The organism is uncultured Anaerobiospirillum sp., from assembly GCF_902485895.1.
GTDB classification, from domain to species: Bacteria; Pseudomonadota; Gammaproteobacteria; order Enterobacterales; family Succinivibrionaceae; genus Anaerobiospirillum; species Anaerobiospirillum succiniciproducens.
In genome coordinates this window covers 42808-68721 of sequence record NZ_CABTML010000104.1, presented here as the reverse complement: position 1 = coordinate 68721, position 25914 = coordinate 42808, and the positions used below count along the sequence as shown (strand labels likewise).

The window sequence follows — 25914 nt, the reverse complement described above, 5'->3', positions numbered from 1 at the left end:
CAGCTCACTACTACATACCAGCGTTTATCAAGCGGTATGCGTATCAACAGTGCCAAGGACGACGCCGCTGGTCTTCAGATTTCTGACCGTTTAACTTCCCAAATCAACGGCCTCAACCAAGGTAACCGCAACGCATCTGACGGTATTGCACTCTCCCAAACCATCGAAGCTGGCATGGACGAGATGGCTGGCATGCTTCAGAAGATCCGTACCTTAGCTGTTCAAGCTTCTAACGGTACAAACACAAAGGAAGATCGTGAGGCTCTTTCAAAAGAGGCATCATCATTAGCAACCGAAATCTCTCGAATTGCCGACCAAACCACATACGGCGGAAAGAAGATTCTTAAAGGATATCAGGATGCAAATGGTATCTATGAAGGTACTAAGCAAGGTGCTGCAGCTGGCTCTACTGGTAAATTAACTCTGCAAGTAGGCTCTAACAAGGGCGACACCATTTCCTTTGAGATCAAGAGCTTTATGTTCTCAATGATTGCATCTAGTGCAGGCCTGAAAGATAACGTCACTGCTGGTGCCACTGACGCTGACAAGCAGTTTGGTTTTGCAAATGGTGTAATGAAGGTTTCTTTCACATCTGCAGAAAATGCCCAAGCTGTTATTGGGCACATGGATAAGATGATTGCTGTAGTTGATGCTCAGCGTGCCGACCTTGGTGCTTTACAGAACCGTTTAGAGTCATCTATCCGCAATCAGTCTAACGTAGCTGCTAACGAAGCTGATGCTCGTAGCCGTATCCGTGATGCTGATTTTGCTCAAGAGTCTGCAAACCTTACCCAACAGAACATCATTCAGCAGGCTGCATCCTCCATGCTGATGCAAGCTAATACCCGTCCACAGCTTGGCTTAAGCCTGATTGGTTAATTAGGAGAGGCTTAAAATGGCAGTATATGTAAATACAAATTACAGCGCTCTTCAGGGCCAGCGCTACTTAGGCAACGTTCAGAACCAGCTCACTACTACATACCGGAGATTATCAAGCGGTATGCGTATCAACAGCGCCAAGGACGACGCTGCTGGTCTGCAGATCTCTGATCGTTTAACCTCCCAAATCAACGGCCTCAACCAGGGCAACCGTAATGCCTCTGACGGTATCGCTTTAGCTCAGACTGCTGAAGCAGGCATGGACGAAGTTTCTGGCATGCTCCAGAAGATCCGTACTCTTGCTGTTCAGGCAGCTAACGGCACCAATACCTTAGCTGACAAACAGGCACTTTCAAAAGAGGCTTCTTCTTTAGCAACTGAAATCAGTCGTATTGCTAAGCAGACCACTTATGGTGGCAAGACTATCTTGCAGGGTTTACAGGCTGATGAATCTGCAATTTTCACCAAAGCTGCAGCAAATGATGCTGGCAAAGCAGGTACTGTTACTTTACAAGTAGGCTCCAACAAGGGCGATACCATCTCAATGCAAATTGGCAGCATGGTGTTCTCTAAGATTGGTAGCGCTGCTGGTTTAGCAGATACAGACTTTGCAGCTGCTGCTGGCACAGCTGCATTCGTAAAAGGCGCAAATGGCGCTATTACAGTTAACTTTTCTACCGCAGGCAGCGCAGATGCCGTTATCGGAATGATGGACAAGATGATTGGTCAGGTTGACAGCCAGCGTGCCAACTTAGGTGCAATCCAAAACCGACTTGAGTCCTCTATCCGCAATCAGTCTAACGTTGCTGCTAACGAGGCTGATGCTCGCTCACGTATCCGTGATGCTGACTTTGCTGAAGAGTCTGCAAACCTTACCCAGCAGAACATCATCCAGCAGGCAGCTTCATCAATGCTGATGCAGGCTAACACACGTCCACAGCTTGGCTTAAGCCTCTTAGGCTAATACGCTTTTAGCATTTAGCTAGGAGAGAAAACTCCTTGGAAGACCCCGCTTTATGCGGGGTTTTCTGTTTTTTGGCAATACCAATTCACAAGAAACTTTGATCTTGGGTGTGCTTCAAAGTTGCTAATTTTGGCGTGAAACTGCTCGATTGAACAGAACTTCTTGTCTGATGAGTGGATGGGGATCGTGGGTTTTCTTTGGGGTTTAAAAGGTGGCGATCTTGGAGGGAAGTTAGATGGGCTTTGCATTTGGGGCTTTGGTGGGCAAGAATGGCTTTTTTCACAAAATGTAAACGTTTTCACAAACTCAAGATTACTCTATACACAAATGCTCTTATCGCGGTATGATAGTAAGACTGCAAGATTTGCAGTTCAGGATTTGAAAGTTTTCTAAATCGTTTGATACAGCTCAATTGTGTATGGCAATGTCCTATATTTAGGCACATACAGATGCACAAGAGATGAGGTTTTGTTTATGAAGACAATTACTTACAAGATCACCGACCCACGTGGTATTCATGCTCGTCCAGCTGGCCAGCTTGTTAAGGTCATTGCAGGCTTTGCATGTGACTGCAAGATGGGCAAGCCTGATGCTCTTATCGACGGCAAGCGCTTATTAGCCGTTATGAAGCTTGCTATGGCACAAGGTGATGAGCTCACTTTACAGTTTGACGGTGCAGACGAAGAAGCTGCAGCAGAAGCTGTATTAAAGTTCTTACAGGAAAACCTGTAGTCCTGAGCCCAAGCTCAGTCAGCCTAGAGCATGCTTAGCATGTTAAGAAGATCGTAGGCTGATTTTGAACTTACAACCGCTCTTGCTATGAATTTAGCAAGGGCGGTTTTGCTTTTTTGGCAGTCCATTTTCGCTGCGAATTGAACAATGATGGCCTTTCTGCAATTTTCTGTGGAAACGTTTACATTGTGATATTTATAGGATCCACTGTTTTTATGTGGCCGTGATCTTGCTACTTTGGCTTATAAGTGGCGATCTTACTAGTCTTTATCAGTAACTCTGATCTTTTTACACGCGAGAAATTACAAAATTTGTGTTGATTTTGTTTAAAAAATCATTTTTGGTACAAACACCATCATAACCCCATTACAAACAGCCTATATATCTTGTTTATGCTCTGAAACTTTATTTCATTTGCATGTTTTTTTATGGATCAGAGCAATGTGTTCTTCATCTCAATTACCATCTTCACTTGTGATACAACCTGATGCCTTTAAATGGCTTAGATTTGCCGAATTTTCCTTAGAAAATGGCATGTAGATCACGGTTAAGCAGGTGGTATCGCTATATCAAGTTTTTGCTCGTTTTTCGTAAAAAGTGAAAATCTGTTTCACAAATGTGCACGATCGCACAAATTGAAGTGATTGCTTTTGCTCATTTGCTCGATCGGTCGGATAATTTCAATGACAGATGGGCTGACATTTTGTCTGCGCATCTACAGGGTATTAGAATGCAAAAGCAGTCGCCATTCAAAACGACATTTGCCGATTTCTCATCCCACTCCAGTCACCTTAGTGTGTTCTCTCTCTCTTGCATCGCACTTTTGAGCACTTAGATCTTTGTCTAGTTTCAAGAATGCATATGCTTTAGGCAGGTATTAGAATTTACACACTACTCTGGCGATTCTCTCTTGCTTAAGGAAATCTGACTTTTGTGCAGCAAAGATTAAGTAATCATTGTAGAGAGTGACGTAGTGACAAATCATCACATGTTGCGAGCTCATTTGATAGCTAAGATTGTCTGACACAAACCTCAACCTTTTCTTAAACTGTTTGCCGTATGGCATAAGGGCTTTAGGCCTCTAGTTTTAAAACATTCTTGTTTTTCTAGAGCTTAATTTCCCTTCGGTAAATGACGTGGCTACCGCCTTTGCACGGGATGTCACATTTGGTTGGAAGTATAGTCTATGATGAAGTATCTTCAGCGACTTGGTAAGTCATTAATGCTGCCTGTCGCATGTTTGCCTGTTGCAGGCATTCTTATGGGTCTTGGTTACCTGCTCGCTCCTACCACCATGCAAGGTGGTGATGTAGAGGCTACCGCTGCAGTTCTGCTTGGTAACTTCTTCGTAAAGGCCGGTGGTGCCATTATTGACAACATGTCCGTTCTCTTTGCTATCGGCGTTGCCGTTGGCATGGCAAAGGAGCAGGACGGTACCCCAGCTTTAGCTGGTATCGTTGCTTGGTTTGTTCTTCAGACCTTATTAAGCCCAGGCTTCGTTGGTGTCCTTACTGGTGAAGCAGCTGATCCTGCTTTCAATAAGGTTAACAACCAGTTCATCGGTATTCTTTCAGGTATCGTTGGTGCTACTTGCTACAACCGCTTTAGCACAACTAAGCTCCCTGACTTCCTCGCATTCTTCTCAGGAAAGCGCTCAGTTGCTATCGTAACTGCTTTAATCTCCATTGTTCTTGCAGCTATCCTCTTCTTCGTATGGCCTCTGCTTTACAATGGCTTAGTATTACTCGGCGAGTCCATCATCTCCTTAGGCGCTGTTGGTGCTGGTATATACGCTTTCTTAAACCGTCTGTTAATCCCAATCGGCATGCACCACGCTCTGAACGCAGTATTCTGGTTCGACGTTGCAGGCATCTCCGATCTGACCAAGTTCTGGTCTGGCACTGGTGAGTACGGTGTAACCGGCATGTACATGACTGGCTTCTTCCCAGTTATGATGTTCGGTCTGCCAGCTGCTGCCCTTGCTATGTACCACACTGCTAAGGATTCACGTAAGAAGGCTGTATTAGGTCTGTTAGCTTCTGCTGCATTCTGTTCATTCTTCACTGGCGTTACCGAGCCACTCGAGTTCGCCTTCATGTTCTTAGCACCAGGCCTCTACGTTTTATACGCTGTAATGACCGGTATTACTGCAGCTATCACTGTTATGCTGCCAATCCGTGCCGGCTTCGCATTCTCAGCAGGCTTCCTGGACTTATTCTTCTCCTCAACCACTCCACTGGCTCAGAACCCATGGTTCCTGATCGGTGTTGGCTTAGTTGTTGGCGTTGTTTACTACATCGTATTCCGCATCGCAATCGTTAAGTTCGACTTCAAGACCCCAGGTCGTGAAGACGACGAGGCTGCTACTACTACCGACTTAAAGGGTGATGCCGCTTTCGTAGCCTACGCTGAGAAGGTATTAGAGGGCTTAGGCGGTAAGGAAAACATCGCTTCTGTTGACAACTGCATCACTCGTATCCGTTGTGAAGTTGTTGATGGCTCTAAGGTTAACGACGAAATCCTCAAGTCATCTGGTGCAAAGGGTGTTCTGCATCCATCAGATACTGCCGTTCAAGTTATTGTCGGCACTCAGGTACAGTTCGTTGTTGACGAATTAAAGAAGATGCTCAAGTAAGAGTGTCTTAAATACCTGCCTTAATCTGTCTTTAGATATCATCTTTTGACAGTACCTAAAGATAGTTTTACAAACGGCACCTTCGGGTGCCGTTTTGTTATGTACCTTCTTTAATGCATGCCACACAGCAGCAATGGGCAATTTGATGCTACTGCGATGATGCCATTACCTCTTACTAAGTCATTGACTTTTAAGTACCCCTTTGCTCTTGCGTAGCCATAAAAGCTAATTGGTAGTAAGTGTATTTGTATTGATTGTTAGGTGCTTTTAGCTCAGTTGTTTTACTAGTGTCTTTTCATTAAAGCTTTGATTTTACATGGCATTAATGCCATGGTTTGCTGTAAACTAGTCTTGGTAGCTAGATTAGCTGTTTACTTAATTAAAATGGCTTTTCTATGCTGCACTGCAACAGGATTATGGCTGTATTCTCTAGAGCTTTAATGAAAAAATACTCCACATTTTTCTAGATCTTGAAAATATTTTGGAGTTTTTATCCATACCTAACACTAAGGGTATATACTGTTGTTTACATAATGTCCTATGAGGTTTACTTGTCGTTGGGTATTCCTTGTAGCATATGGAGCTAACATGCTTAAGATCCCTTTTAACACTGATAAGGTCGAACTTGCTTTAACCCATCACCTGTGGAACTGTGTTGTAAAGCCTGAGACTAAGGCAACACTGAGCATGGATGATAAAGGACTGCATGTTCACTTTGTTGTTAGCGAATCAAATCCTCAAATCACCGCCAAAGAGCAGCAAGAGCCAATGCTCATGGTCTGCCAAGATAGCGCTGTCGAGTTATTCTTAGCTTTCCCTGACGAAGAGTTCGATGAGAACTTTAAGCCACAGCTTGAGCACTGTCTGTATTTAAATATTGAGATCAATGCTGCCGGTATTTGTTACGCAAAGCACGGTCATTCTCGTAAAGGACGTACAGCCTTCACCTTAGATGAGATTCGTGCGCTCAACATTCAATCAAGCATCAGTGACAATGAGTGGACGATTGACTTAATCGTCCCACGCGACTTTATCAAGGGACTTGCTCATTACGACGCTTTTAGTCCTAATCACGTGTTTGCTCTAAACCTGTACAAGATTTCTGAAACCAAGGAAATCGAGCATTACATCGCATACAACAAGGTGGATGTACCTGCTCCTAATTTCCATCTGCCAGAGTACTTTGCTCTGTGCAAGGTTGAGGCATAAGTCTTACTTTATTGACGCTTAATTCTCGTTTTTGCGTTTAAGACTTTATTTTTAGGCCTCTTTCATACTGGATTGTTTTTCGTAGTGTCAAGCTACAACAATTTCGCGGAGTTCACATGATTCTTTCAAATGGTTACGTTTATACCAAGGATTTCCGTTTCGCTCCTGACAGCCGCATTTTGGTTAATGGCGAGCGCATTACTAAGGTAAAAGAGAACTTTACAAGTTGCTGCAACAAGGGCTGTGGCTGCGCCACTAGCGGCGAAGTTGTTGACTTAAAGGGCTTATTAGTCATCCCTGGCCTCATTGACGTGCACTTCCACGGCTCTGTTGGCTACGACATGATGGATGGTACCGAAGAGTCCTTAGACGCTATCGCTAAGTACCAAGCTAAGTCAGGTATTACTGCTATCTGCCCTGCCACCATGACCATGCCTGAAAAGGACATCGTTAAGGCTTGTGAGAACGTACGTGATTACAAGGTTAAGGAAGATGGTGCTGATGTTGTTGGTATCTACATGGAAGGCCCATTCATCAGCCCTAAGAAGGTTGGTGCTCAGAACCCAGAATACGTTCATAAGCCAGATGTAGACTTCTTCCGTCGCTGCAACAAAGCCTCAGGCAACAAGATCAAGATCATGGCTATTGCACCAGAGGAGGAGGGCGCACTTGCAGCTATTAAGGAGCTCTCTGGTGAAGTTTTACCTTCTATTGCTCACACTGTAACCGCTTACGATGTTGCTAAGAAGGCTATCGCTAACGGTGCTAAGCATTTAACTCACTTATACAATGCTATGCCAGGCTTAGCTCACCGCGATCCAGGTCCTATCGCTGCTGCAGCTGACGCTCAGTGGTGTGAGGCTGAAATCATCTGTGACGGTATCCATATTCACCCATCTGCAGTACGTGCTGCTTTCAGAATGTTTGGTGAAGATAAGATGCTCCTTATCTCCGACTCCATGATGGCTGTTGGTCTTGAGGACGGCGAGTATGAGCTTGGTGGCCAGAAGGTATTCGTTAAGAACCGTGTTGCTACCTTAGCATCAGGTACCATTGCAGGTTCAGCTACTAACCTCTTTGACTGCATGAAGACAGCTCACCTGAAGATGGGTCTGCCGCTTGAGACTGTAGTACGTTGCGCTTCATACAACCCAGCTCGTTCTATTAAGGTCTTAGACGACTACGGCACCATCGAAGAGGGCAAGGTTGCATCCTTACTCGTAATCGACCGTGAGTTAAACTTAAAGGGTGTTCTCTTACGCGGTAAGTGGCTCTTTAAGAACTTCTAATCTTACGAAGTTTATTTAATAGCTTCACAAGCATGTAATGCTTGCGATATCAGCGCCCATGTCTTTGACATGGGCGTTGTCGTTTGAAAGGCCCACTATGACATGATCTGTAGCTCCTGCCTTGAAAATCCTATCTCCTATTGCACTTGCGATCGATTAAAGCTAGATATTGCCCAACTCCCACTCATCTAAGGCTAACTGTTAATTGATCCTGCATCGCTTGCTTCTTTACGCAAACAGGATGCATTGTCGCTTATTGGTAGTGACTATTGTCTGAGTGCTTATGTCTTGTGTTCATGGTTGCTTGTTTGGCATGTGGTTATGCAAGTTTTGCAGACTTTGAATAGCATCATGGCTTGAGTTTATTCAAACAATTTGGCTTGAATGCAAATTTTGCAACTTTTATGAGGTCTTTTGCTTTGTACTTGTACGATGACTTCATTGCTCAAGTCCTGTATCTAGTTTAAGCACTTACTTTTGTAACAAGGTTTTAGCAAGATTAGCTAAGTTAGATGCTCGTAAATAGGCTCAGACAAGGCCGGTTTTTCTTGAAAGGAACGGGCATTCAGCCTATAATTTACGCTCTCATTGGTGCTGATAAATATTAGCAGCAAGGACATTTAAGTAACGATCTTTTAAGCAACTTTTTGCTTAGCAAGAATGGCATCACTAATGTTGTCAGCGTGCTTAATTAGAACTTGTTTTGCTCTTATTTCATAGCCATTGAGGTGAGCCTCGATTAGATCAGTGCTTATTAGCTGTTCTTTTTCTTGTTCTCAACCACGCTCAGCTCCCAAGCCGCTAGTGATTTTTTCTTTTGCCCTTTCCTTGTAAAAGCAACTAAGCTTGTATACGCAAGCTTATATGCATGAGTGGCATAGCCCATCACTAAACACTCCACAGCTGACGAGACTCTACTAAAAGTTTTAGCTCATAGCTAAGCTTTACTAGCCCATAGCCTTATAGCATACGGCTATCCACACTATCACCTGCTAAAAATAAAACATTAGCTTAAGTCACAGAGACTGACTTGAGCCTATATGCCATTGCAACAAGCAAGGTAGCGATACAGCATACGCATCTTTGATAAGTCTAATGCTGTTAGTTTTGATCTTTTAGAGGCCTATATTTACAAACGTGGAGTGCACAGCATAAGGATCCCATGGCAAATAGCGACTTTTTTGCATAGTCCATGAGTGAATACGAGCTAAGTAACTTTTTTATTAGAGAATTGCAAGATTTGCCCAAACCAATTCTTGTCTAATTACATATGCGTGGTATTGAATAAGCAAAGTAAGACTGACTGTATTTAGGCTACTGTCGTGCAAAATACATATCTCTGGTTGAAAAATGCAGAACTCAGATCGCTTGGTTCCAGCACTCTTTACCTGCTTTAAAGAGGGCTACTCATTTAAAACACTGCGTTCAGATGTTATCGCAGGCCTCACCGTAGCTATTGTGGCTTTGCCTCTGGCTATGGCTATGGCTGTTGCATCTGGTGCTTCTCCTGATAAGGGCTTAGTAACCGCTGTAGTAGCAGGTTTCTTCATTTCCTTTTTAGGCGGCTCACGCGTTCAGATTGGCGGCCCAACTGGTGCATTCGTAGTCGTTATCTTCGATGTTATCGCTCGCTATGGTTTAGATGGCCTTATCGTCGCATCTGTCATGGCCGGTATCATCTTGATCATTGCTGGTTATGCACGACTTGGTAAGCTCATTAAGTACATTCCTTACCCTGTTATTACCGGCTTTACTACTGGTATTGCGGTGATCATCGCCTCTTCTCAGGTTAAAGATTTCTTAGGCCTTACCTTTACTGACGTACCTGCTGAGTTCCTTGAAAAGTGGATGGCTTATTTTGCCCACATCAATGAGACTAGCATCTACGCTGTTGGCTTAGGCGTATTTGCTCTGGCAGTGATTTTAGTTTGTAAGAAGATCTCCGATAAGATTCCTGCTTATTTAGTAGCTATCGTCGTTGTATCTTTAGCCTCATTTGTCTTCTCTTTACCAGTTGACACCATTGGCTCACGCTTCCCTAACATGCCAGAGGGTCTTCCAACTCCTACTTTGCCATACTTAACTTTAGAAGAGGTTAGAGACTTAATCCCATCTGCCTTTACCATTGCTTTCTTAGCTGGTATTGAGGCACTACTCTCTGCTGTAGTTGCTGATGCCATGATTGGCCAAAAGCACTCCTTAAACCAAGAGTTAGTAGGCCAAGGCGTAGCTAATATTGCCTCAGGTTTCTTTGGTGGTCTTCCTGCAACTGGTGCAATTGCACGTACTGCAACCAACGTCAAATCTGGTGGTAAGACTCCAATGGCAGGTATTTTCCACTCCCTGTTTTTACTGGTGTTCTTATACACCATTATGGATATTCTTGCCTATATCCCAATGGCTGCTTTAGCTGCAGTACTGTTTATGGTTTCTTGGGGTATGTCTGATATCAAGCACTTTATGCAGATTTCACGCATCTCTCCATCAGACCGTACCATTTTGTACATGACCTTTGCACTTACCGTCTTAGTTGACCTGACTGTTGCTATTGGTGTTGGTGTTACCTTCGCATCCTTGCTGTTCATGCGTCACATGTCCAAGTCCATCGAGATTCATCCTCAGATGCGTCTTACTCAGTTTGACAATGATGATGGCGAGAACGACACTCCTGTTGATTCAGCTCGTGCAAGCTCCAAGGAAATCGTTGTTCCTGAAGGCGTAGCTGCATTCCAGATCAATGGCCCACTGTTCTTCGGTGTAGCCAATGAGCTGTGCGATCGCATGAAGGGCTTAGTCACCATCCCACGCATTTTAATTTTACGTATGCGTTTCATGCCTTACTTAGATGCCTCCGGTGAGTCCTCTATTGAAGAAATCGTTAAGATTTGTCATGAGCATCACAGCTTCATCATCTTTGCAGGTATGAGAAAGCAGCCTATGGATATGCTCTTTAAGGCAGGTCTGTCAAAAGACTCTGAAGTTGCTTTCGTAACCAACTTTGATGAGGCCTTAAAGATGGCTACCAAGCTGATGCAAGATCCTGACTTCGTATCTAAGCATCAGGACATCTAAGCACCGCAAATCCCATCGTAGGCCTATCGTAGGCCCATCAACGGCCCACGCCACAAGAGCCATGCCCTCAAATCCTTAAGTGCATGGCTCTTTGCTTTTGCTATGAGGCGATGCACTACCCTCAAAACAACATCATCAAGCGCTTTCATAAAAGCTCCATCATCAAAACACCTCAATAAAATCGGCTATACCACTGTCCAATAATCAACGCCCCATACTACCTTCACTCCCTGACCATTGGCTGAGTACAACAGACCACAGACAAGCCCCTATTCCAACCGTTTAATAGCGTGTGCAGCCAAGCTGTCGTTAACTCACTCCACCTAATTTTGCCCATCGAAAACTATCATTACGCCATTAGAGTTTTCAAGCTAAAACTATGCTACAAAACAGCATATTTACGCCATTTACAGCTACAGTTATCGTTATCGATACACAGAATAACTTACACTAAGTAAAACTTTTTTCGCAAAAGTCAAATCGCTGCTTGTTACCTAGGTTTTGTGATGTTATTCTTTGTTCAAAGAGCATAAAGAATTAAGTGTGTAGTGGTGCTTAAGTAAAGCTTTTAGGCCATATATTCTTTTGCTCTGATCATCTTTTTAATAATCAAATACATATTGGAAGTTTTGGGAGGGCCTATGTTGAGAAAAACCTACATCACTCGTAAGAATGATATGCTATTCCAGAACTTTAATGCGCTTAAAACTGTTGAGCACGTAATCGCCGAAGTGGATACCGGCCTCGGCAATAAGTCCCGTAATATCGACAACTCCTCAATGCCAGAGGTATTAGCCACTGCTGTGGGTATCGGCTCAGGCTCAGCCATTAGCTTTGCTGCTTTATATCTTAGTGGTAGCGTGATTGGCGTATCAGCCGCTGGTATTGCATCAGGTCTTTCTGCAGCCGGAGCAGTAGTTGGCGGTGGTGCTGCAACTGGCTTCTTAGTGCTTGCTGCCCCAATTGCTATCTTAGGCTTCTTAGGCATTCGAGCTGCCGCACGTAAGCGTGCAGAGCGCCTAATGTACGCAAAGATTATTTGCTACAAGCGCTGCTTAGCTCACTTAGCATCCATTAAGAACGCCATTCAGATGGAAGCAAAAGAGGCAGATGCCGAGCGTATTGAATACCTCAAGGCATTATCCATTACCTTGCAAGCCGCGATCAAAGACTTAAAACACGATCTTGGCATTGTCTAATCAATGTTAGCTAAATTCTAACCTCCTCAAGCTAGCCAAAGCTGCTTGATTCTTACCTAACTAAAGCTAGCCAAAGCTGCTTGATTCTTACCTCACTCAAGCTAGCCAAAGCTGGCTTGATTCTTACCTCGCTAAAGCTAGCCAGCTGGACAATCTAGCAGTCCCCATTGGCTAGCAATAGAAGCAACCTCATCCGTCACATTAAGGCCATTGGGCCAAGATATCCTTTCATAGTAGCTAGCTGTTAACTAAGATCTTTGGCTAGCTATCAAAGGTGGTGGCTTCACCACCAGCTTCAAATCACTATCCATAGCTCATGAAGATAAGCTATGTGCATTATTCTTTTCGCGACTGATTGTTAGCTTTAACAAGCTCTTGATGCACTCTCAAGGTATTCGCTTTTCAATTGCCATTATGCGGCATCGGCATCTATAAATTGCATCCATCCTAATCTTAAGTATTGCGAGCCAATTCATTTTGTTTCAAAGGCTAAGCATGTATGGCACTACTGCCCATCGCTGCAGACATCATGTGCATGCTAATGAAATGAGCTCTTCTAATAGCTGCTACTTATGGCAAATTACTAAATCACTCCTCTTTAAAGCTAAAGCGTTTAGCTGCATTAGCACCTGTCTTGTCTGATTCTGCTCATTCCTACCACCTAGTTACAGACACTAACTACTGTTTTAACCGTAAAACAGGCGTAATTAATTGTTATTTAGCCATATTTACAAAAAATTTTAGCCACATGCGCAGTATTTGTGTATTATTGTTAGCGTTAGCTAACTACAATTAGGAATGACTAACAGGACAGTTAGTCTATATGCGATTAAGACAGTAAGCATAGCTTTTATGATTGCCTCTTACTTCTACTCATAAGCTGATTTCATCTATCAGTAATTGAACATGCTTATATTGGGTAGAAATCATGAAGCTATGTGTACTACTTGCTGTCTATTTGTAACGACTTGGATAGTTTGAATGAATAAGACCATCATCGCTCTTGCAGTAGCCTCTTTAACTGTTGCTGCCACTTCCTTTACCGCAGCTAACGCTGCAGCTTTCTATGACCAAGACGGTACATCTTTAGATGTTTACGGTCGCGTACAGTCAGTGCTCTATTCTGGCAAGCAATCAGGTGTTTTAGATGACAAGGCAACTACTATCACTACAGGCCGTTTAGGCTTAGACATGCGCTCTACCATCACTGGTGATATTGCTGGTTTTGCCGCTGCTGAATGGGATGTTGCTGATGGTAATGATAACGAGTCATTTAACGCTCGTACCTTATGGGTTGGCTTAGACTTTGGTGATGCTGGCTTAGTAAAGTTTGGTAAGTTTGAGCCTGCTATGAAGTACGCCATCTCACAGACCGATATCTTTGAGGATTTTGGTGGTGTTGGCTTTACTGGCGGTGATGACAGACGTCGTGGTGTAGTTCAGTACGAGTGGGCCGGCATGGGCTTTAACGTTCTGGCCTCTTATGTCTTTGCTCAAAAGGCAGAGCACTTAGATGGCGCTTACATCTTTGGCTCCGACCCAGATGGTGCAATTACCACTGATGAGACTGTCGATCTTAACTACACCGTATCTTTTGCTGCTGGTTACACCTCTCCTGACGTTCTATTTGGCCCAATCGATATCCGCTTTGGCTATGAGAAAGGTGAGTTTGCTAACAAGGATCTAGGCTTAAACACCTTTAGCTTAGATGGCTTAGGCGGCTCCAACTCAGGCGCTCTCTTAGGCCTCGCCAAGCGTCACGACAGCACCATTAGCGCTATTTCAGATAGCTCCATTCAGTATGATTCCTACGATCAGTTTGCTGTAGGCCTGTCATGGGGCACCATGGATGTAGGCCCTTACTTTGGTGCCATGTACCAACAGCGCACCTTTGATGTAGTGTCCACTGCTAAGATTACTCGCACTGGTGGAGCTGCAGCTGTAGTCGGCAGCCTCGGTATCGATGAGCTTGAGGTATCTGGCTATGAGTTTGTAGCTGCTTATACCTTTGAAAATGGTGTCAGCGCCCGCACAGGCTACTTAGCTCGTAAGTACGATGCCGGTCTCGTAGGCGAGTTTGAGGCTAAGGTTATTCCTGTATTAGTAGCATGGCAGGTTACCCCACAGTTCGACGTATGGGCTGAGGCACGCTTTGATGCTGGTACCGACAATAGCGAAACCACCATCGATAACAAGCAGATCACCATCGCTTACGACGATCTCTTTGGCACTAACTTCTCTGAGAACGTCTACTCAGCAGGTATCCGCTATCAGTTCTAATTTAGTGTAGCTACATAAGCTTAAGCTAAAAGAGCAGCAGCTAATACTATCCCAATTTTCGCTCTTTTAGCCTTTACGATATTCAAGCTACCTAATTACACCGAGTTTAGAGCCCCGCAAACAAGTGTTAGATACTTGCATGAGTCTACGATCTTAGATTCATGGTGCTGTTTTAGACCCCAGCACTACCATGATCTTGGCTATAAACAAACGTTTGAGGCCGCTATCTATGAGCCATAGCAAAAAGACTATAGGCAATAGATGACTGGCTATAAGCACGTGCGAGCATGCTTATAACCACGGCTTCAGACTAAACTTTTGTATGTACAAATAACTTGTCTTGTATGGGACATAGCAAGATAAGCTTAGCTGCAAGCACCGCCTCATGTGACTTAACCATCCTGCAGTTACATAAAAGCAGTGCACCATACCTCGCCTTTAACTCCGCTCCTAAGTATTAAGGCGAAATTGCAGCAAATGTACATACCCATAGCCATACGAGCATGTCAAACTCAATGCAAATATCTAATACAATGAGCGGGGCTCTTCCGCGACAAACTCAATAAATCCCCTTAGCGTTCTCATCAGCTAAGAGCAAAAGCCTCAGGCCAACTATCCGCACCAATGTACTTTTCTAGCCAGAAGTTCAGCTACCCAAGCATACGGCTCACCATCTTAAATCAGTCGCGATCCCGCCTATTCAATCGACACAATCCGGCCATTTAATCAACACAATCCAGCCTATCCAATCGACAAAATCCAGCCTATCCAATCGCCACAATTTGCTTCACTTGGATAACGAACAAAGCCACGGCCTCATAAGACAATGGCTAGCGAGACTCTCGCTTGCTTAGTTTGCCAATGCGACGTAAGAAACTTACTGCTTGCAATTAGCCTCACGCCACTCGCTTGGAGTTAGGCCGTCAATCTCTCTAAATACATTGCAAAAATGAGCTACTGATGAAAAGCGCAGAACCAGAGCAATTTCTCTTACCTTGCAGTTACTATGCATAAGCATATCCTTGGCGATGCTGATGCGTTCTTTAGTTACATACTCCATCAAGGTAATGTTGCAATGCTTTTTGAAAAGACGGCTTAGATGCTCGCCACTGCAGCCAACATCTTTGGCAATGTTCGCCACAAAGATGTCCTCGTAGATATGCTTATCCAGATACTGTAAGGCTTTTTCTATCATCTTTGGCAGTGGAGCAGCACCATCGCTAGCATCTAATTGAACAGCTGCAGCCTGCTCAGCACTCGATCCTGATAGTAAGGCATCACCACTTAAGGCCGCTGAATTAGAACTTGCAGTATCATCTGCACTAGTGCTGCTATAAGCTACAGCGCCCGCACCATCACTATGCGCTGCAGAGTAATCTTTAGTTGCTGCTGAGTCATCTTCAGCACCTTGACTTGTATTCATTCCATTATGAAACTCAGCGGCTGCTGCTAAACCACCTGTATTACCATTGGATGCGGCTATACCATCTGTATTGCCAGTGGTTGCGGCTATACCATCTACATTACCAGTGGTTGCGGCTATACCATTTGCATTGCCATTTGAGGTTGCAACATTCTTCTCCTTTACTGCTGCATTAGCTGAGGCAAGACTCAGTCTTTTTTTAGTAGGCTCTCTTTTTCCTAGGAGGGCGGCGACTAAATCAGTAAAAGCACGTGCTGCAATGTAGCGCATGTGAAGTATACGCTCGGCATCAGTTAAAGCTTCTGTTGCAATAGCAAGGCGCTCAGCAAGTGCTACGATACGATTTTCTTTTACCCCTGCAAGTCGTGCCTGTCTTGAGGCCAGTCCAATCATAAAGATAACTTCATGACGAAGCGACTTAAGAGTATCTACAGATAGTGTGGCGCTTTGCTGCATGGCATAGAGGCGATAAGCCCAACCTAAACGCTGTATATCACCAGCTGCTACGGCGCTTAACAAAGACTCTAGACTATCGCCACCCAGAGTATGCTTGTTACCCTTGTATACGACACTCTTAGACAGGTCTTTTAAGATCTCATCATCACCCTCAAAAGACTCTACTAGCTCATCCACTGCGATTGTCTTTTGCTCGCTGCTTTCTTTCTTCTCTATGTTCTCTTGAGAGCACTCAGATTGAGCCTCGCCTTCCTTTTCATCTTGGGCTGGCATATCGGTACTTTTACCTAGGTAGTGCTCGTCTAAAAAGCTAGTAGCTTGCCTCAAAGCAATAGCTAATGGAACTTCACCCTGATACTTTGCTTGCAATGACTCTACGCTGGTTGATGCAGCGCTGTTAAGCGACTTGTCAGCACTACTATCTGTTGCAACAGTAGGCATAAGCTTGCCTGGACCTTCTGCAGCATGGTTTTGCATCACTATTGCTGCAGATACTGCTGTAGGATCTTGTCCTTGAGAGTTAGCCTGTGCGGTGACATCTAAGGCCATATGATCTGCTGACATGGTAACTCCCCAAAAAACGGATAGATCTACGAAGCTGCTATTAAGCTAAGCTGCAAAAAGTGAATATAACGAGTAGTTAACTAAGATAAATGCATGCAGTGCTCTTACTGCAAAGCATCTAATGCAGCACTGATGCTAATTTATCAGTATTTTGCACGCTGTATCAGCCGTCTTGAGTTAACTCTGTTTGCCGCACTGTGACGTTGCATGATGCTACGCGATACAGCTAACAGCTAACAGCTAACAGCTAACAGCTAAATGCTACTCCATTGAGCGCGGTAATGTTATACGTTGGCTGATGCAGAGCAAGAATGTAGCGTAGCGCCGTTTCTATGCGTTGTTATGGCTAGCTTTCAACCATAGCTAACTTGACTTAGCTAACTTAGCTTAGATGCATTGTTAGCGCCTTAGCTCACATGCAATAATTGCATTGCGCTGCGTTGCGTTGCGTTGCAAGGCATTTCTTAGTAATGCCTTGGTTTATGCAGGCCTTATTTTAGTAAGACCTTGGCTTAGTCAGGCATTAGTTTGGTTTGCTTGGATTGCTGATACCTAATTTGCTTACTTGAAGAGATCAGGATTTTCTCGAGTCTTGGTGATGAACTGACGTGGGGTTTGGTCAGTGTATTTCTTGAAAACCTTGGTGAAGTAAGAGACATCGGTAAAACCGCACTCTAAAGCTACAGCAGTAACGGAATTGCGGCCTTCTTTGAGCATTTCCTGAGCGCAGTTGATGCGGTATGAATTGATGTACTCTAGTGGCTTTTTGTTGATGAGCTCTTTAAAGAGCTTTACCACTGATGGCGGCTGCAGATCTAAAAGCTCGGCGATCTCAGATAAAGAAATGTGTTGCTTGTAGTTACGGTGAATGTATGACAGCGCCATACGCATCTTCATAATACGGGACACTGCATCACCGCCTGCTTCATTAGGCTGCTCGAACATGGCCTTATCTTCAAAGAGGCCTAAAAGATAATACATGATGCCAAATGACTTAAGCTGATAGCCTGCACCTTGATCACGTAAGGTAAAGAACAGTCGCTGTACGATAGAGCAAATGTCCTCTAAATCTGCTTGCTTTTCTTGTGTGTAAGGAATGTAGCTAACGAACTTTCTTTGATTGTACAAAAGAGAGTAAATAAAGGAGTTAGACAAGGAGCGCTCACGGAGCAAGAAGTGCAGATCGAATACTACGCACTCGTATACGCAATCGTGAGGAATAGCACTATGCACAGCACCGGAGTTGAAGATAAAGATATCGCCTACTCCATCACGGCCCTTGCCGGTGAAGGTCTTGCCATCAATGGTTACCTCTAAGGTACCAGAGAGGACACGGCAAATCTCACACTCCTCATGCCAGTGAGTTTCCATGGTATAGCGAGGATGCTTCTCAGTTACATGATAAAAAGCAAATGGGAATGAGATATTGCCATGTGCTTTACTCTCTTTTAAGAATATGTCCTGCATAGCGCTTCAGCCTGTACTTATGATAAGAAATGCTGCCAAGGCTCAAGTCCTAGGCAGTAGCTACAATTACTTAACACACACACTAAAGCTAACTTTGCTAAGCGTTAGCAACTCTAGAACAACAAGCAAGATAACACCAATGCTTGCAGTTCTCTCAAGAGACCACTACTGCTCTTGAGGGGCTAAGGTTTAACCTTAAATGATTAACCTTAGATGAGCACATCCAATCTATAAACTAAAGATGGGATAGGCATGTGATGATTTGAACACCGTTTACTCACACATGAACAGACTATGCTCACGTATGAAGAGCTTATGCTCTAACTTTTAACGCTGATTAGATTCAGTAAGTTTTCATATTAGATGAAAAATTTACCAAACTTAAAGAATGCTAAAGACTATTCTTTAGGCTGTTTCTTATCTTAAACAGCACCTTCATGCAGCGCAAAGCCTTGCATCATACCTTGTATATTATGACCCTTTTAGCGGCAGTTAATACATAGCTAAAGCCCGTAAATAGCCGTGTTGTTAAAGTTTGGAAGCTGGATCCCAAATTTCGTCACACCCTAGATACTACCTACTGTGCCTCAAGAATGCCTAAGATTGATGATTCTTATCTTGGCTTATTGTCAATTGGTAAGAAATCATCCATTTAGGTGAAAATATTACCAAATCACCTGAAAATCGTGCAAGTATCCCCTACCCCATCAGGCCATAATGAAACCTACCCTCCCATGTATGCTTCGTATGCATTTAACAACATTCATTTACTTAGCAAATTTAGTAAAAAACTGCGCACTGCTGGCTAAGCTTGCTTATATGTCACTTAGTAAGGCCAAAGGTTTCTGATCTTTGTACTTACTAGAGATTGGTGATATTTAACGGCATTAAACGCAGTAGAGAGATGATTGTGAATGCTAGCGAGCAGATGTTTACAAGGAACGATACCATGGCTCGATATTCATTAGCTTTTGACTTCGGAGCAACCTCGATTCGCGCAATTTTAGGCGCTGTAGAGGACGGTCGCTTTACTTGCAAGGAAGTAATGCGTATGTCTCATCAGCGAGAGACTGTTAATGGTCGCAGCCGTTGGGAGTGGGACAAAATTGTCTCCAAGGTAGTTGAGACCATTGTGGCTCATCAAGATGAGATCGACTCCATCGCTGTTAACACTTGGGGCGTTGACTTTGGCCTCATCGGCTCTGATGGCAAGCTGCTATGCAACCCTGTTTCCTACCGCGATGCTCGCCACAACGAAGGCTATGATTACGCCCAGGAAAAGCTCAGCCTTGAGGACATCTTCATGGCTACTGGCAATCAGATCATGTCCATTAACTCCCTGTTCCAATTACTCGTCTATAAGAAAGACGAGCTTGAGGGCAAGGATGACACCATGGGCAAGATCGACACCCTCTTGTTCATGCCAGATCTACTCAACTACATGCTCACTGGCCAAAAGCGCTCGGAGCTGACCATTGCCTCTACCTCTCAGATCTTAGATCTGCGCACTAAAGAGTTCTCAGAGAAGATCATGCAAACTTATGGCATTAGCAAGGATATCTTTGCTCCTGTCATCTATCCAACTGAAGTAGTTGGTAGCATTAAAGACTCACTCATTCCTGAGGTTAAGGCTTTAAATAAAGACATTCCGGTTATTGCTTGTGCCTCTCATGACACAGCCTCTGCAGTACTGCTCACCGAGGCTTATACCGACCGTGATACTGCATTCTTATCTTGCGGTACCTGGTCTTTAATTGGTGGCTTAACCGATGAGCCTGTGATCTGCAAGGACGCCTTTGCTCGCGATCTTACTAATGAGACTGGTTTTGCTGGATCCAATATGTTCTTTAAGAACATTACTGGCTTATACATCCTCGAAATGTTAAAGAGCGACTTAGAGTCTAAGCGCGGTGAGAAGATTCCATTTAGCGAGATCACTGACTACGTTAAGAACTGCCCAATTACCGATATTGTTGATGTTGATGCTGCAGTCTTCTCTCAAAACGAGTTTGACGTAAAGGAGGCTATCGATGGCCTCACTCACAAGCACTATGAGCACGACTACGATTACTTCAAGGTTATCTATCTGTCCTTAGCTAATAAGTACAACGAGACCTTAAAGAATATTGAGTCTGTAATCGATCATAAGTTTAAGAAGCTCCACATGATCGGTGGTGGTACTCAATCTGAGTTCTTATGCCAATTAGTAGCTAACGTTACTAAGCTTGAGGTGATTGCAGGCCCAATGGAGGCAACCGCCTACGGCAACCTCCTCGCTCAAAAGCTTGGCCTCAAGGAGTTCAAGGACTTAGCTGAAGGCCGCAAGGTTATCTTAGCCTCCTCTGAGTTCAAGGAGTACCACCCTCAAAACTAAGCCAAGAGAGCAAGCCTCGCCGCCCCGCGCCTAGCTCACGTAGTTTGGCAAAGATCGCTAAGCTTGGTAGGAATTGAACACATATGCGCACGTATGTGTAGCTGCAGCGCCTTAGAGCGCTGCTGCCGTAGACATAACTCCACGCGTAAATGCAAACACTAAGGGCAGTCATAAGACTGCCCTTGTTTTTTGTGTGTTCATATGGCTTATGAGCTTAAAGTCCTTATCAGCTTGAGATCTGCGTTTGTTTGCCTTTAAAGTTAGTTACCCTCAAGATCTTAAATAGTATGGGCATTGGCGGTGGTGTAAAGAGAAAAGCAGCCTATGTGGCTGCTCTTTTAGATGTACTAAGAAAAAGAGCAGCCCGAGGGCCGCCCTTTTTCTTATGTTATTTGATTGCTACCCGTAGTGGGAGCATCTTTGAAACTTAGCGGTATAAGCAGACGCTAATCTCAGGATCGTTCATGTTCTCTTTGGTGTACCAAAGAGCACCGGTGTCAACGTCCTGAACTGGCTTGCCGTTAACTGCGTCAACAGCTAAGCGAACTGCCTGGTAACCAATCTGAACTGGGTTCTGGGTAACAGCGCCGGTTAATACGCCGTCTTCCATTGCGTCAAGAACCTTGGTGCCTGCGTCGAAGCCAACAGCGATAACCTTGTCGCTACCTAAAACGTCTAAGCCTTCGTTAGCGGTGATGATTGCGTTGGTAGCAAACTCGTTAGAGCCGTAAACAGCGATGATGTCCTCTTTCTCTAAAATAGCAGAAGCAACAGCAGCAGCGTCAACGTCCTTAACCTCAGCTGGAATACCTACATCGAGGATAACAGATGCGCCCTTAACTTTAGCGCGTAATGAGTCGTGACCTTCAACAGATACCTTGTCCTTACCAACAGCTGCTACGAAAGCATCAACGAAGCCCTTAGTACGGGAAACGATGGACTGTGAGTTGGACTCCTGAGCGATAACACCAATACGTACTGGCTTTTCTGGGGTAGCTGCATCAAGCTTTGCCTGGATGAGCTTCTTGAGCTCAGCAGCAGCCAAACCACCAGCTGCGGTGTTGTCGGTAGATGCGGTTGCCTTAATTGCACCCTCTGGAGCATCAGGTACACCAGAGTCGAAACCGATCATTGGGATGCCTTCATCCTTTGCCATTTGGATGGAGTCGAGCATAGCACGAGTATCAAGTGCTGCAAGGCAGATTGCAGCAGGCTTAGTTGCGATAGCAGCGTTGAGGTACTCTACCTGCTGAGCAATGTTGGACTCATTGTCTGGACCTTGGAAGTCAACAGATACGTTGAACTCTTTAGCAGCCTGTTGGGTACCCTGCTCAACGGCCTTCCAGAACTGGTGCTGGAAACCCTTTGCTACTACGTTAATATGCATCTGATCTGCTGCAAAAGCAGAAGCGGAGAAAGCTACAGATGCAGCTGCGCCTAAGGCTAAAACTAACTTGCTAAGCTTCATAGAAAAATCCTTGAGATCAATTTTCTTTTAACACTGTCTACTTTAGATTAGTTCCAAGCTTTGCATTCATGCATCATTATGCATTGATGCTCGGTAAGGCAATTTCCTTGAGCGGCGAGCTTAATTAAATGTACGCCTGTACTTCAGTATCTACTAAGTTCTTGCAAGCTAACTTAAGAAATCCTCATGACTTAAGCGCCTTGTGTAAAACGTCAAAGTAGATGCTGTTTACTAATCTTCATAAAAAGCGTTTTTAAGTGATGCCTTAATTAAGTTCTTATCCACTCTAGTCACGGCTACCAAACCTTAGTCAGGGGCTTAGTACCTACATCTAGACCTTCAAGTACTTAATCTGGCAAATACTCACCAAAGCATGTGCAATGGCTGTGGTGCACCAGAAGATACAAGAGCAAAACTAAGTCTTGCTATAGCAAAGAAGCATCTTCTGGCTAAAGTCCATTCGCAACGAGCTGCAAAGTAATCTCACGGCGAACAAACTATTTGCAAAAGCTCAAGCCTTTCCCTTAGTTAGTCAGGCTAAAGTACAGTCCTTGTGCTCTTACTAAATTCGTACGGTCTTGCTTGTTTTTTGTCTTCTGTCTCTTAGCCGTAAGCGACAGGCAAACTGCTTATGCAGCATCCAATCAATGCCCAGCAGCTTGTTGTTACATCGTGTTTTTAGCACGGCTTATGTATAAGTAGCTTAGCTACTTAAGTAGCCGCCATCTAGTGCAGTGACTAACTGTCTACATGGCGGATACTAAGCTGCAAGTGCAACTAAATGCAGCGAACGCTGCTTTAGCAACGGGTGCTGCTTTAGCAGCGAGAGCTGCTTTGGAGCGTAGGCTGCATGGCGGCACTTGCTGATGAAGCAGCGTCACAGGGACGCTGCTAGCCTTGAATACTATCCTGCAGTGTTGGCCAAAGCTGCAGGGGCCTTTGGTAGTACCTACAGTATGTAGTACTACCTGCTTGGTAAGTTATGGTCTTTGTACTATAGGATAGTAACCTACAATACTTAGCTCAATCTTATGATTAAGAAACTCTTTGCTCTTGCCAAGCTCATTTGAGGTGGGACTTACCGCTTGCGCGTGCCTAGCTATGCGAGGCCCTTACGCTTACGGGTTAAGATATCCATGTAAACAGCGAATACCAGAATGATACCTGTAATGAACATCTGATAGTGTGACTGGACACCGATATAAGGGAAGCCAATCTTAAGCACTGTCATAATGAAGACGCCGATCACAGTACCAAAGATGGAACCAACACCACCAGCAAGTGAGGTACCGCCGATAACTACACCAGCAATCGCATCAAGCTCGAAGCCGTTACCAGTATTTGGCTGGGCGGTAGTAAACACTGCTACGTAAGCAATACCTGCTAAAGCAGCAAAGAAACCAGAGATGATGTAAGCAATAGTCTCGTAGTAGTTTACGTTAATACCGGAAAGACGGGTTGCTTCACGGTTAGAACCGATGGACAGAATGTAACGACCAATCTGAGTACGGTTTAATACTAAAGCCATAACGATAACGCAGATGGCTAAGAGAATGAAACCAGTTGGGAAGTTACGTGGCAGGAAACCATCGCGTGAGGTAATCATGAAGATCTCACGGAACCAAGCACCATCAGCAGAGCCTTGTGGGAAGGAGATAGTCTTAGTGCCTGAAACGATAGAACCTAAACCACGGGACATCATCATGGTACCTAAGGTAGCGATGAATGATGGCAATCCAAAGTGCGTTACTAGCAATCCGTTTATCAAACCAAAGAGCACACCTGTGGCGAGCATGGTTAATAAAACAAGAGGCATTGGCAATCCGGCTTCCATGAGCGTACCGCCGACGAGAGCCGAGCAGATCGCAACTGTACCAATGGACAGATCGATACCGCCGGTGGCAATAACGAAGGTTACACCAATGGCCATGAAGGCAATGTAGTAAGCAGACTTAGAAATATTGGTAAATGTGGTTGGCTGCATGAAACGATCAGTCATCATCGCAAATACAGCACAGATGAGTACGAGGGCCAACACCACAGCGGCCTGTTGGTTAGAAACCAACTTCTTTAATTGATCCACGGAAAACTCCTGCTTTTTCACAAGCCCTGTCTAAAGTAGCTAAAGGTTAGAACCTGTGGCTAAGCTGCTATGAGGCCGCTTGGCGCTTTTTATGATCTTGCCTTTAGTTGTTGCTTTGAGGCACTTAAGTGCTTAGCACTTTTAGACAATGGGTAAGAGAGCAAACTTACCTATATGAGCTTTACAGACAATCTATTGAGGATGAAGTACTAGCGGGTAGCTAGAGTCATAATCTTTTCCTGAGTAGCCTCTTCAATTGGAAGAATGCCAGTTAACTTGCCTTCGCACATCACGGCCACACGGTCAGACATACGCAAAACCTCAGGAAGTTCTGATGAAATCATGATGATGGCTTTACCTTGTTTAGCCAGCATTTCCATCAGATTGTAGATTTCACTCTTAGCACCAACGTCGATACCACGGGTTGGCTCATCGAAGATGAGAATATCAGAGTCATCAGTCAGCCATTTTGCGATAACCACCTTTTGCTGATTACCACCAGAGAGCTTCTTGATGATCTGCTTAATGCTTGGAGTCTTGGTCTTGAGCTCACTGACATACTTTTTAGAGATTTCCTCAGTTTTAGCAGTGTCAATGAAGTTCATGCCCGAGATGAACTTTTGCAGTGAAGCGATAACAGTGTTTTCTTCAACTGACTTGTCTACGAGCAGACCATAACGCTTACGGTCTTCTGATAAGTAACCGATACCGTGTGCTACTGCATCTTTTGGAGACTTGATGGAGACTTCTTCACCATTGATGTAAATCTTGCCTGAATCCATCTTGTCTGCGCCGAAAATCAAGCGGGCAGTTTCAGTACGGCCAGCACCCATCAGTCCAGAGAAGCCAATAATCTCGCCTGCACGTACCTCAAAAGATACATCCTGAACAAACTTGCCACGATTTAGGTGCTCGCACTTTAAGAGAACCTTAGCATCTTCTGGACAGGCTGATTTGGTCTTAGGTGCAATATAAACTGCGCGGCCAACCATCATCTTAATGATGTCGTCCTTTGAGCAGGTCTTAGCATCTAAAACACCAACATACTCACCATCACGCATTACGGTGATACGATCGGAGATCACGTTGATCTCGTCCATACGGTGAGAAATGTAGATGATTGCAGCTCCCTTTGACTTCAGGTCGCGAATTACGCGGAAGAGTTCTTCAATCTCGTGATCGGTGAGAGCTGCAGTTGGCTCATCTAAGACGATGACCTTGGCGTTTTTAGAAATAACCTTGGCAATTTCAACCATCTGCTGCTTACCAACGGTAAGCATACCTACCTTGACTGATGGATCGATGTCGACGTTCAAAATCTTGAACAGTTCGCTAGCCTTGCGCTCCATCTCGGCATCATCGATTAAGACGCCTTTCATGGACTCGTGGCCGATGAAGAGGTTCTGAGCTACTGTCAGATCCTTCATCATATTCAGCTCCTGGTGCACAATGGCAATACCTGCAGCCTCAGACTCGGCAGGACCATGGAACTCAACATCCTTTCCGTCATAGAAGATACGACCCTCATCGCGTGAGTAGATGCCGGTTAAAATCTTCATCAGAGTAGATTTACCTGCACCGTTCTCACCCATCAGGGCATGTACTTCGCCCTCGTAGAGATCAATAGCGCCGTTCTTGAGCGCAGGAACGCCGTTGAACGCTTTCTTGATTCCCTGCATGGACAAAATTATATTAGCCATACTTTGTTTCATCCTTTTTGCTCAACGCTAAGGGTCGTTTTTATTGAACTCTTAGATTTGAACATCTAAGACCATTGCTAAAACCTTAACTCATCAAAAGGTGGCGATCTGAGATCACCT

The 25914-nt window shown here is 44.5% G+C and carries 16 protein-coding genes; 11 read left to right on the top strand and 5 right to left on the bottom strand.

The window, feature by feature from the left end; all coding sequences use genetic code 11:
- From RDO37_RS08395 to RDO37_RS08350, 10 genes are all read left to right on the top strand, one after another.
- Positions 1–879 (top strand): flagellin (locus RDO37_RS08395; protein ID WP_308498768.1); only part of this gene is annotated, 879 nt, incomplete at its 5' end.
- A gap of 16 nt (positions 880–895) precedes the next feature.
- On the top strand, positions 896–1843 hold the full coding sequence (locus RDO37_RS08390) for a flagellin (protein WP_308498767.1): 948 nt from the start codon (positions 896–898) through the stop codon (positions 1841–1843).
- A 162-nt stretch (positions 1844–2005) separates the two neighbouring features.
- Positions 2006–2236, top strand: coding sequence for a hypothetical protein (locus RDO37_RS08385; protein ID WP_308498766.1), 231 nt, complete (start codon positions 2006–2008; stop codon positions 2234–2236).
- Between the two features lie 81 nt (positions 2237–2317).
- Positions 2318–2575, top strand: a complete 258-nt coding sequence (locus tag RDO37_RS08380) for an HPr family phosphocarrier protein (RefSeq protein ID WP_027939361.1) — start codon at positions 2318–2320, stop codon at positions 2573–2575.
- Positions 2576–3761: 1186 nt separating this feature from the next.
- On the top strand, positions 3762–5210 hold the full coding sequence (nagE, locus tag RDO37_RS08375) for an N-acetylglucosamine-specific PTS transporter subunit IIBC (protein WP_308498765.1): 1449 nt from the start codon (positions 3762–3764) through the stop codon (positions 5208–5210).
- A 588-nt stretch (positions 5211–5798) separates the two neighbouring features.
- On the top strand, positions 5799–6419 hold the full coding sequence (locus RDO37_RS08370; RefSeq protein ID WP_308498764.1) for a carbohydrate-binding family 9-like protein: 621 nt from the start codon (positions 5799–5801) through the stop codon (positions 6417–6419).
- A gap of 116 nt (positions 6420–6535) precedes the next feature.
- Complete coding sequence (gene nagA, locus RDO37_RS08365; protein ID WP_308498763.1) at positions 6536–7708, top strand: N-acetylglucosamine-6-phosphate deacetylase; 1173 nt, start codon at positions 6536–6538, stop codon at positions 7706–7708.
- A 1350-nt stretch (positions 7709–9058) separates the two neighbouring features.
- A complete protein-coding gene (locus tag RDO37_RS08360) occupies positions 9059–10780 on the top strand; it encodes a SulP family inorganic anion transporter (protein WP_308498762.1) in 1722 nt (573 codons plus the stop codon).
- Between the two features lie 641 nt (positions 10781–11421).
- Positions 11422–11979, top strand: coding sequence for a hypothetical protein (locus tag RDO37_RS08355; protein WP_027939356.1), 558 nt, complete (start codon positions 11422–11424; stop codon positions 11977–11979).
- Positions 11980–12960: 981 nt separating this feature from the next.
- Positions 12961–14259: a porin gene (locus RDO37_RS08350; protein ID WP_308498761.1), complete on the top strand. Its 1299-nt coding sequence runs from the start codon at positions 12961–12963 to the stop codon at positions 14257–14259.
- A gap of 877 nt (positions 14260–15136) precedes the next feature.
- On the opposite strand, the gene RDO37_RS08345 is transcribed toward RDO37_RS08350, so the two are convergent.
- A complete protein-coding gene (locus tag RDO37_RS08345) occupies positions 15137–16702 on the bottom strand; it encodes a helix-turn-helix domain-containing protein (protein WP_308498760.1) in 1566 nt (521 codons plus the stop codon).
- 561 nt (positions 16703–17263) lie between these two features.
- Positions 17264–18169 carry an AraC family transcriptional regulator gene (locus RDO37_RS08340; RefSeq protein WP_027939513.1) on the bottom strand — a complete coding sequence of 302 codons (906 nt, stop codon included), beginning with the start codon at positions 18167–18169 and terminating at the stop codon, positions 17264–17266.
- 949 nt (positions 18170–19118) lie between these two features.
- On the opposite strand from RDO37_RS08340, the gene RDO37_RS08335 reads away from it, so the two are divergent.
- Positions 19119–20543: an FGGY family carbohydrate kinase gene (locus RDO37_RS08335; RefSeq protein WP_308498759.1), complete on the top strand. Its 1425-nt coding sequence runs from the start codon at positions 19119–19121 to the stop codon at positions 20541–20543.
- Between the two features lie 427 nt (positions 20544–20970).
- On the opposite strand, the gene RDO37_RS08330 is transcribed toward RDO37_RS08335, so the two are convergent.
- The 3 genes from RDO37_RS08330 to RDO37_RS08320 form a co-directional block, all read right to left on the bottom strand.
- A complete protein-coding gene (locus tag RDO37_RS08330; RefSeq protein WP_308498758.1) occupies positions 20971–22011 on the bottom strand; it encodes a substrate-binding domain-containing protein in 1041 nt (346 codons plus the stop codon).
- A 1099-nt stretch (positions 22012–23110) separates the two neighbouring features.
- Positions 23111–24094 (bottom strand): ABC transporter permease, encoded by a 984-nt coding sequence (locus RDO37_RS08325; RefSeq protein ID WP_156907549.1) that lies wholly within the window; start codon positions 24092–24094, stop codon positions 23111–23113.
- Positions 24095–24303: 209 nt separating this feature from the next.
- The gene (locus RDO37_RS08320; RefSeq protein WP_308498757.1) at positions 24304–25794 is read right to left on the bottom strand and encodes a sugar ABC transporter ATP-binding protein; all 1491 of its coding nucleotides are present in this window, start codon (positions 25792–25794) and stop codon (positions 24304–24306) included.
- Between the last annotated feature and the right edge of the window lie 120 nt (positions 25795–25914).

What these genes read in the sequence shown, in the direction of transcription:
- RDO37_RS08340 (WP_027939513.1), bottom strand. Translation starts at nt 18,169, where the DNA reads ATGCAGGACATATTCTTAAAAGAGAGTAAAGCACATGGCAATATCTCA.
- RDO37_RS08345 (WP_308498760.1), bottom strand. Translation starts at nt 16,702, where the DNA reads ATGTCAGCAGATCATATGGCCTTAGATGTCACCGCACAGGCTAACTCT.
- RDO37_RS08350 (WP_308498761.1), top strand. Translation starts at nt 12,961, where the DNA reads ATGAATAAGACCATCATCGCTCTTGCAGTAGCCTCTTTAACTGTTGCT.
- RDO37_RS08370 (WP_308498764.1), top strand. Translation starts at nt 5,799, where the DNA reads ATGCTTAAGATCCCTTTTAACACTGATAAGGTCGAACTTGCTTTAACC.
- RDO37_RS08330 (WP_308498758.1), bottom strand. Translation starts at nt 22,011, where the DNA reads ATGAAGCTTAGCAAGTTAGTTTTAGCCTTAGGCGCAGCTGCATCTGTA.
- RDO37_RS08390 (WP_308498767.1), top strand. Translation starts at nt 896, where the DNA reads ATGGCAGTATATGTAAATACAAATTACAGCGCTCTTCAGGGCCAGCGC.
- RDO37_RS08380 (WP_027939361.1), top strand. Translation starts at nt 2,318, where the DNA reads ATGAAGACAATTACTTACAAGATCACCGACCCACGTGGTATTCATGCT.
- RDO37_RS08335 (WP_308498759.1), top strand. Translation starts at nt 19,119, where the DNA reads ATGGCTCGATATTCATTAGCTTTTGACTTCGGAGCAACCTCGATTCGC.
- nagA (WP_308498763.1), top strand. Translation starts at nt 6,536, where the DNA reads ATGATTCTTTCAAATGGTTACGTTTATACCAAGGATTTCCGTTTCGCT.
- RDO37_RS08360 (WP_308498762.1), top strand. Translation starts at nt 9,059, where the DNA reads ATGCAGAACTCAGATCGCTTGGTTCCAGCACTCTTTACCTGCTTTAAA.
- RDO37_RS08355 (WP_027939356.1), top strand. Translation starts at nt 11,422, where the DNA reads ATGTTGAGAAAAACCTACATCACTCGTAAGAATGATATGCTATTCCAG.
- RDO37_RS08320 (WP_308498757.1), bottom strand. Translation starts at nt 25,794, where the DNA reads ATGGCTAATATAATTTTGTCCATGCAGGGAATCAAGAAAGCGTTCAAC.
- nagE (WP_308498765.1), top strand. Translation starts at nt 3,762, where the DNA reads ATGATGAAGTATCTTCAGCGACTTGGTAAGTCATTAATGCTGCCTGTC.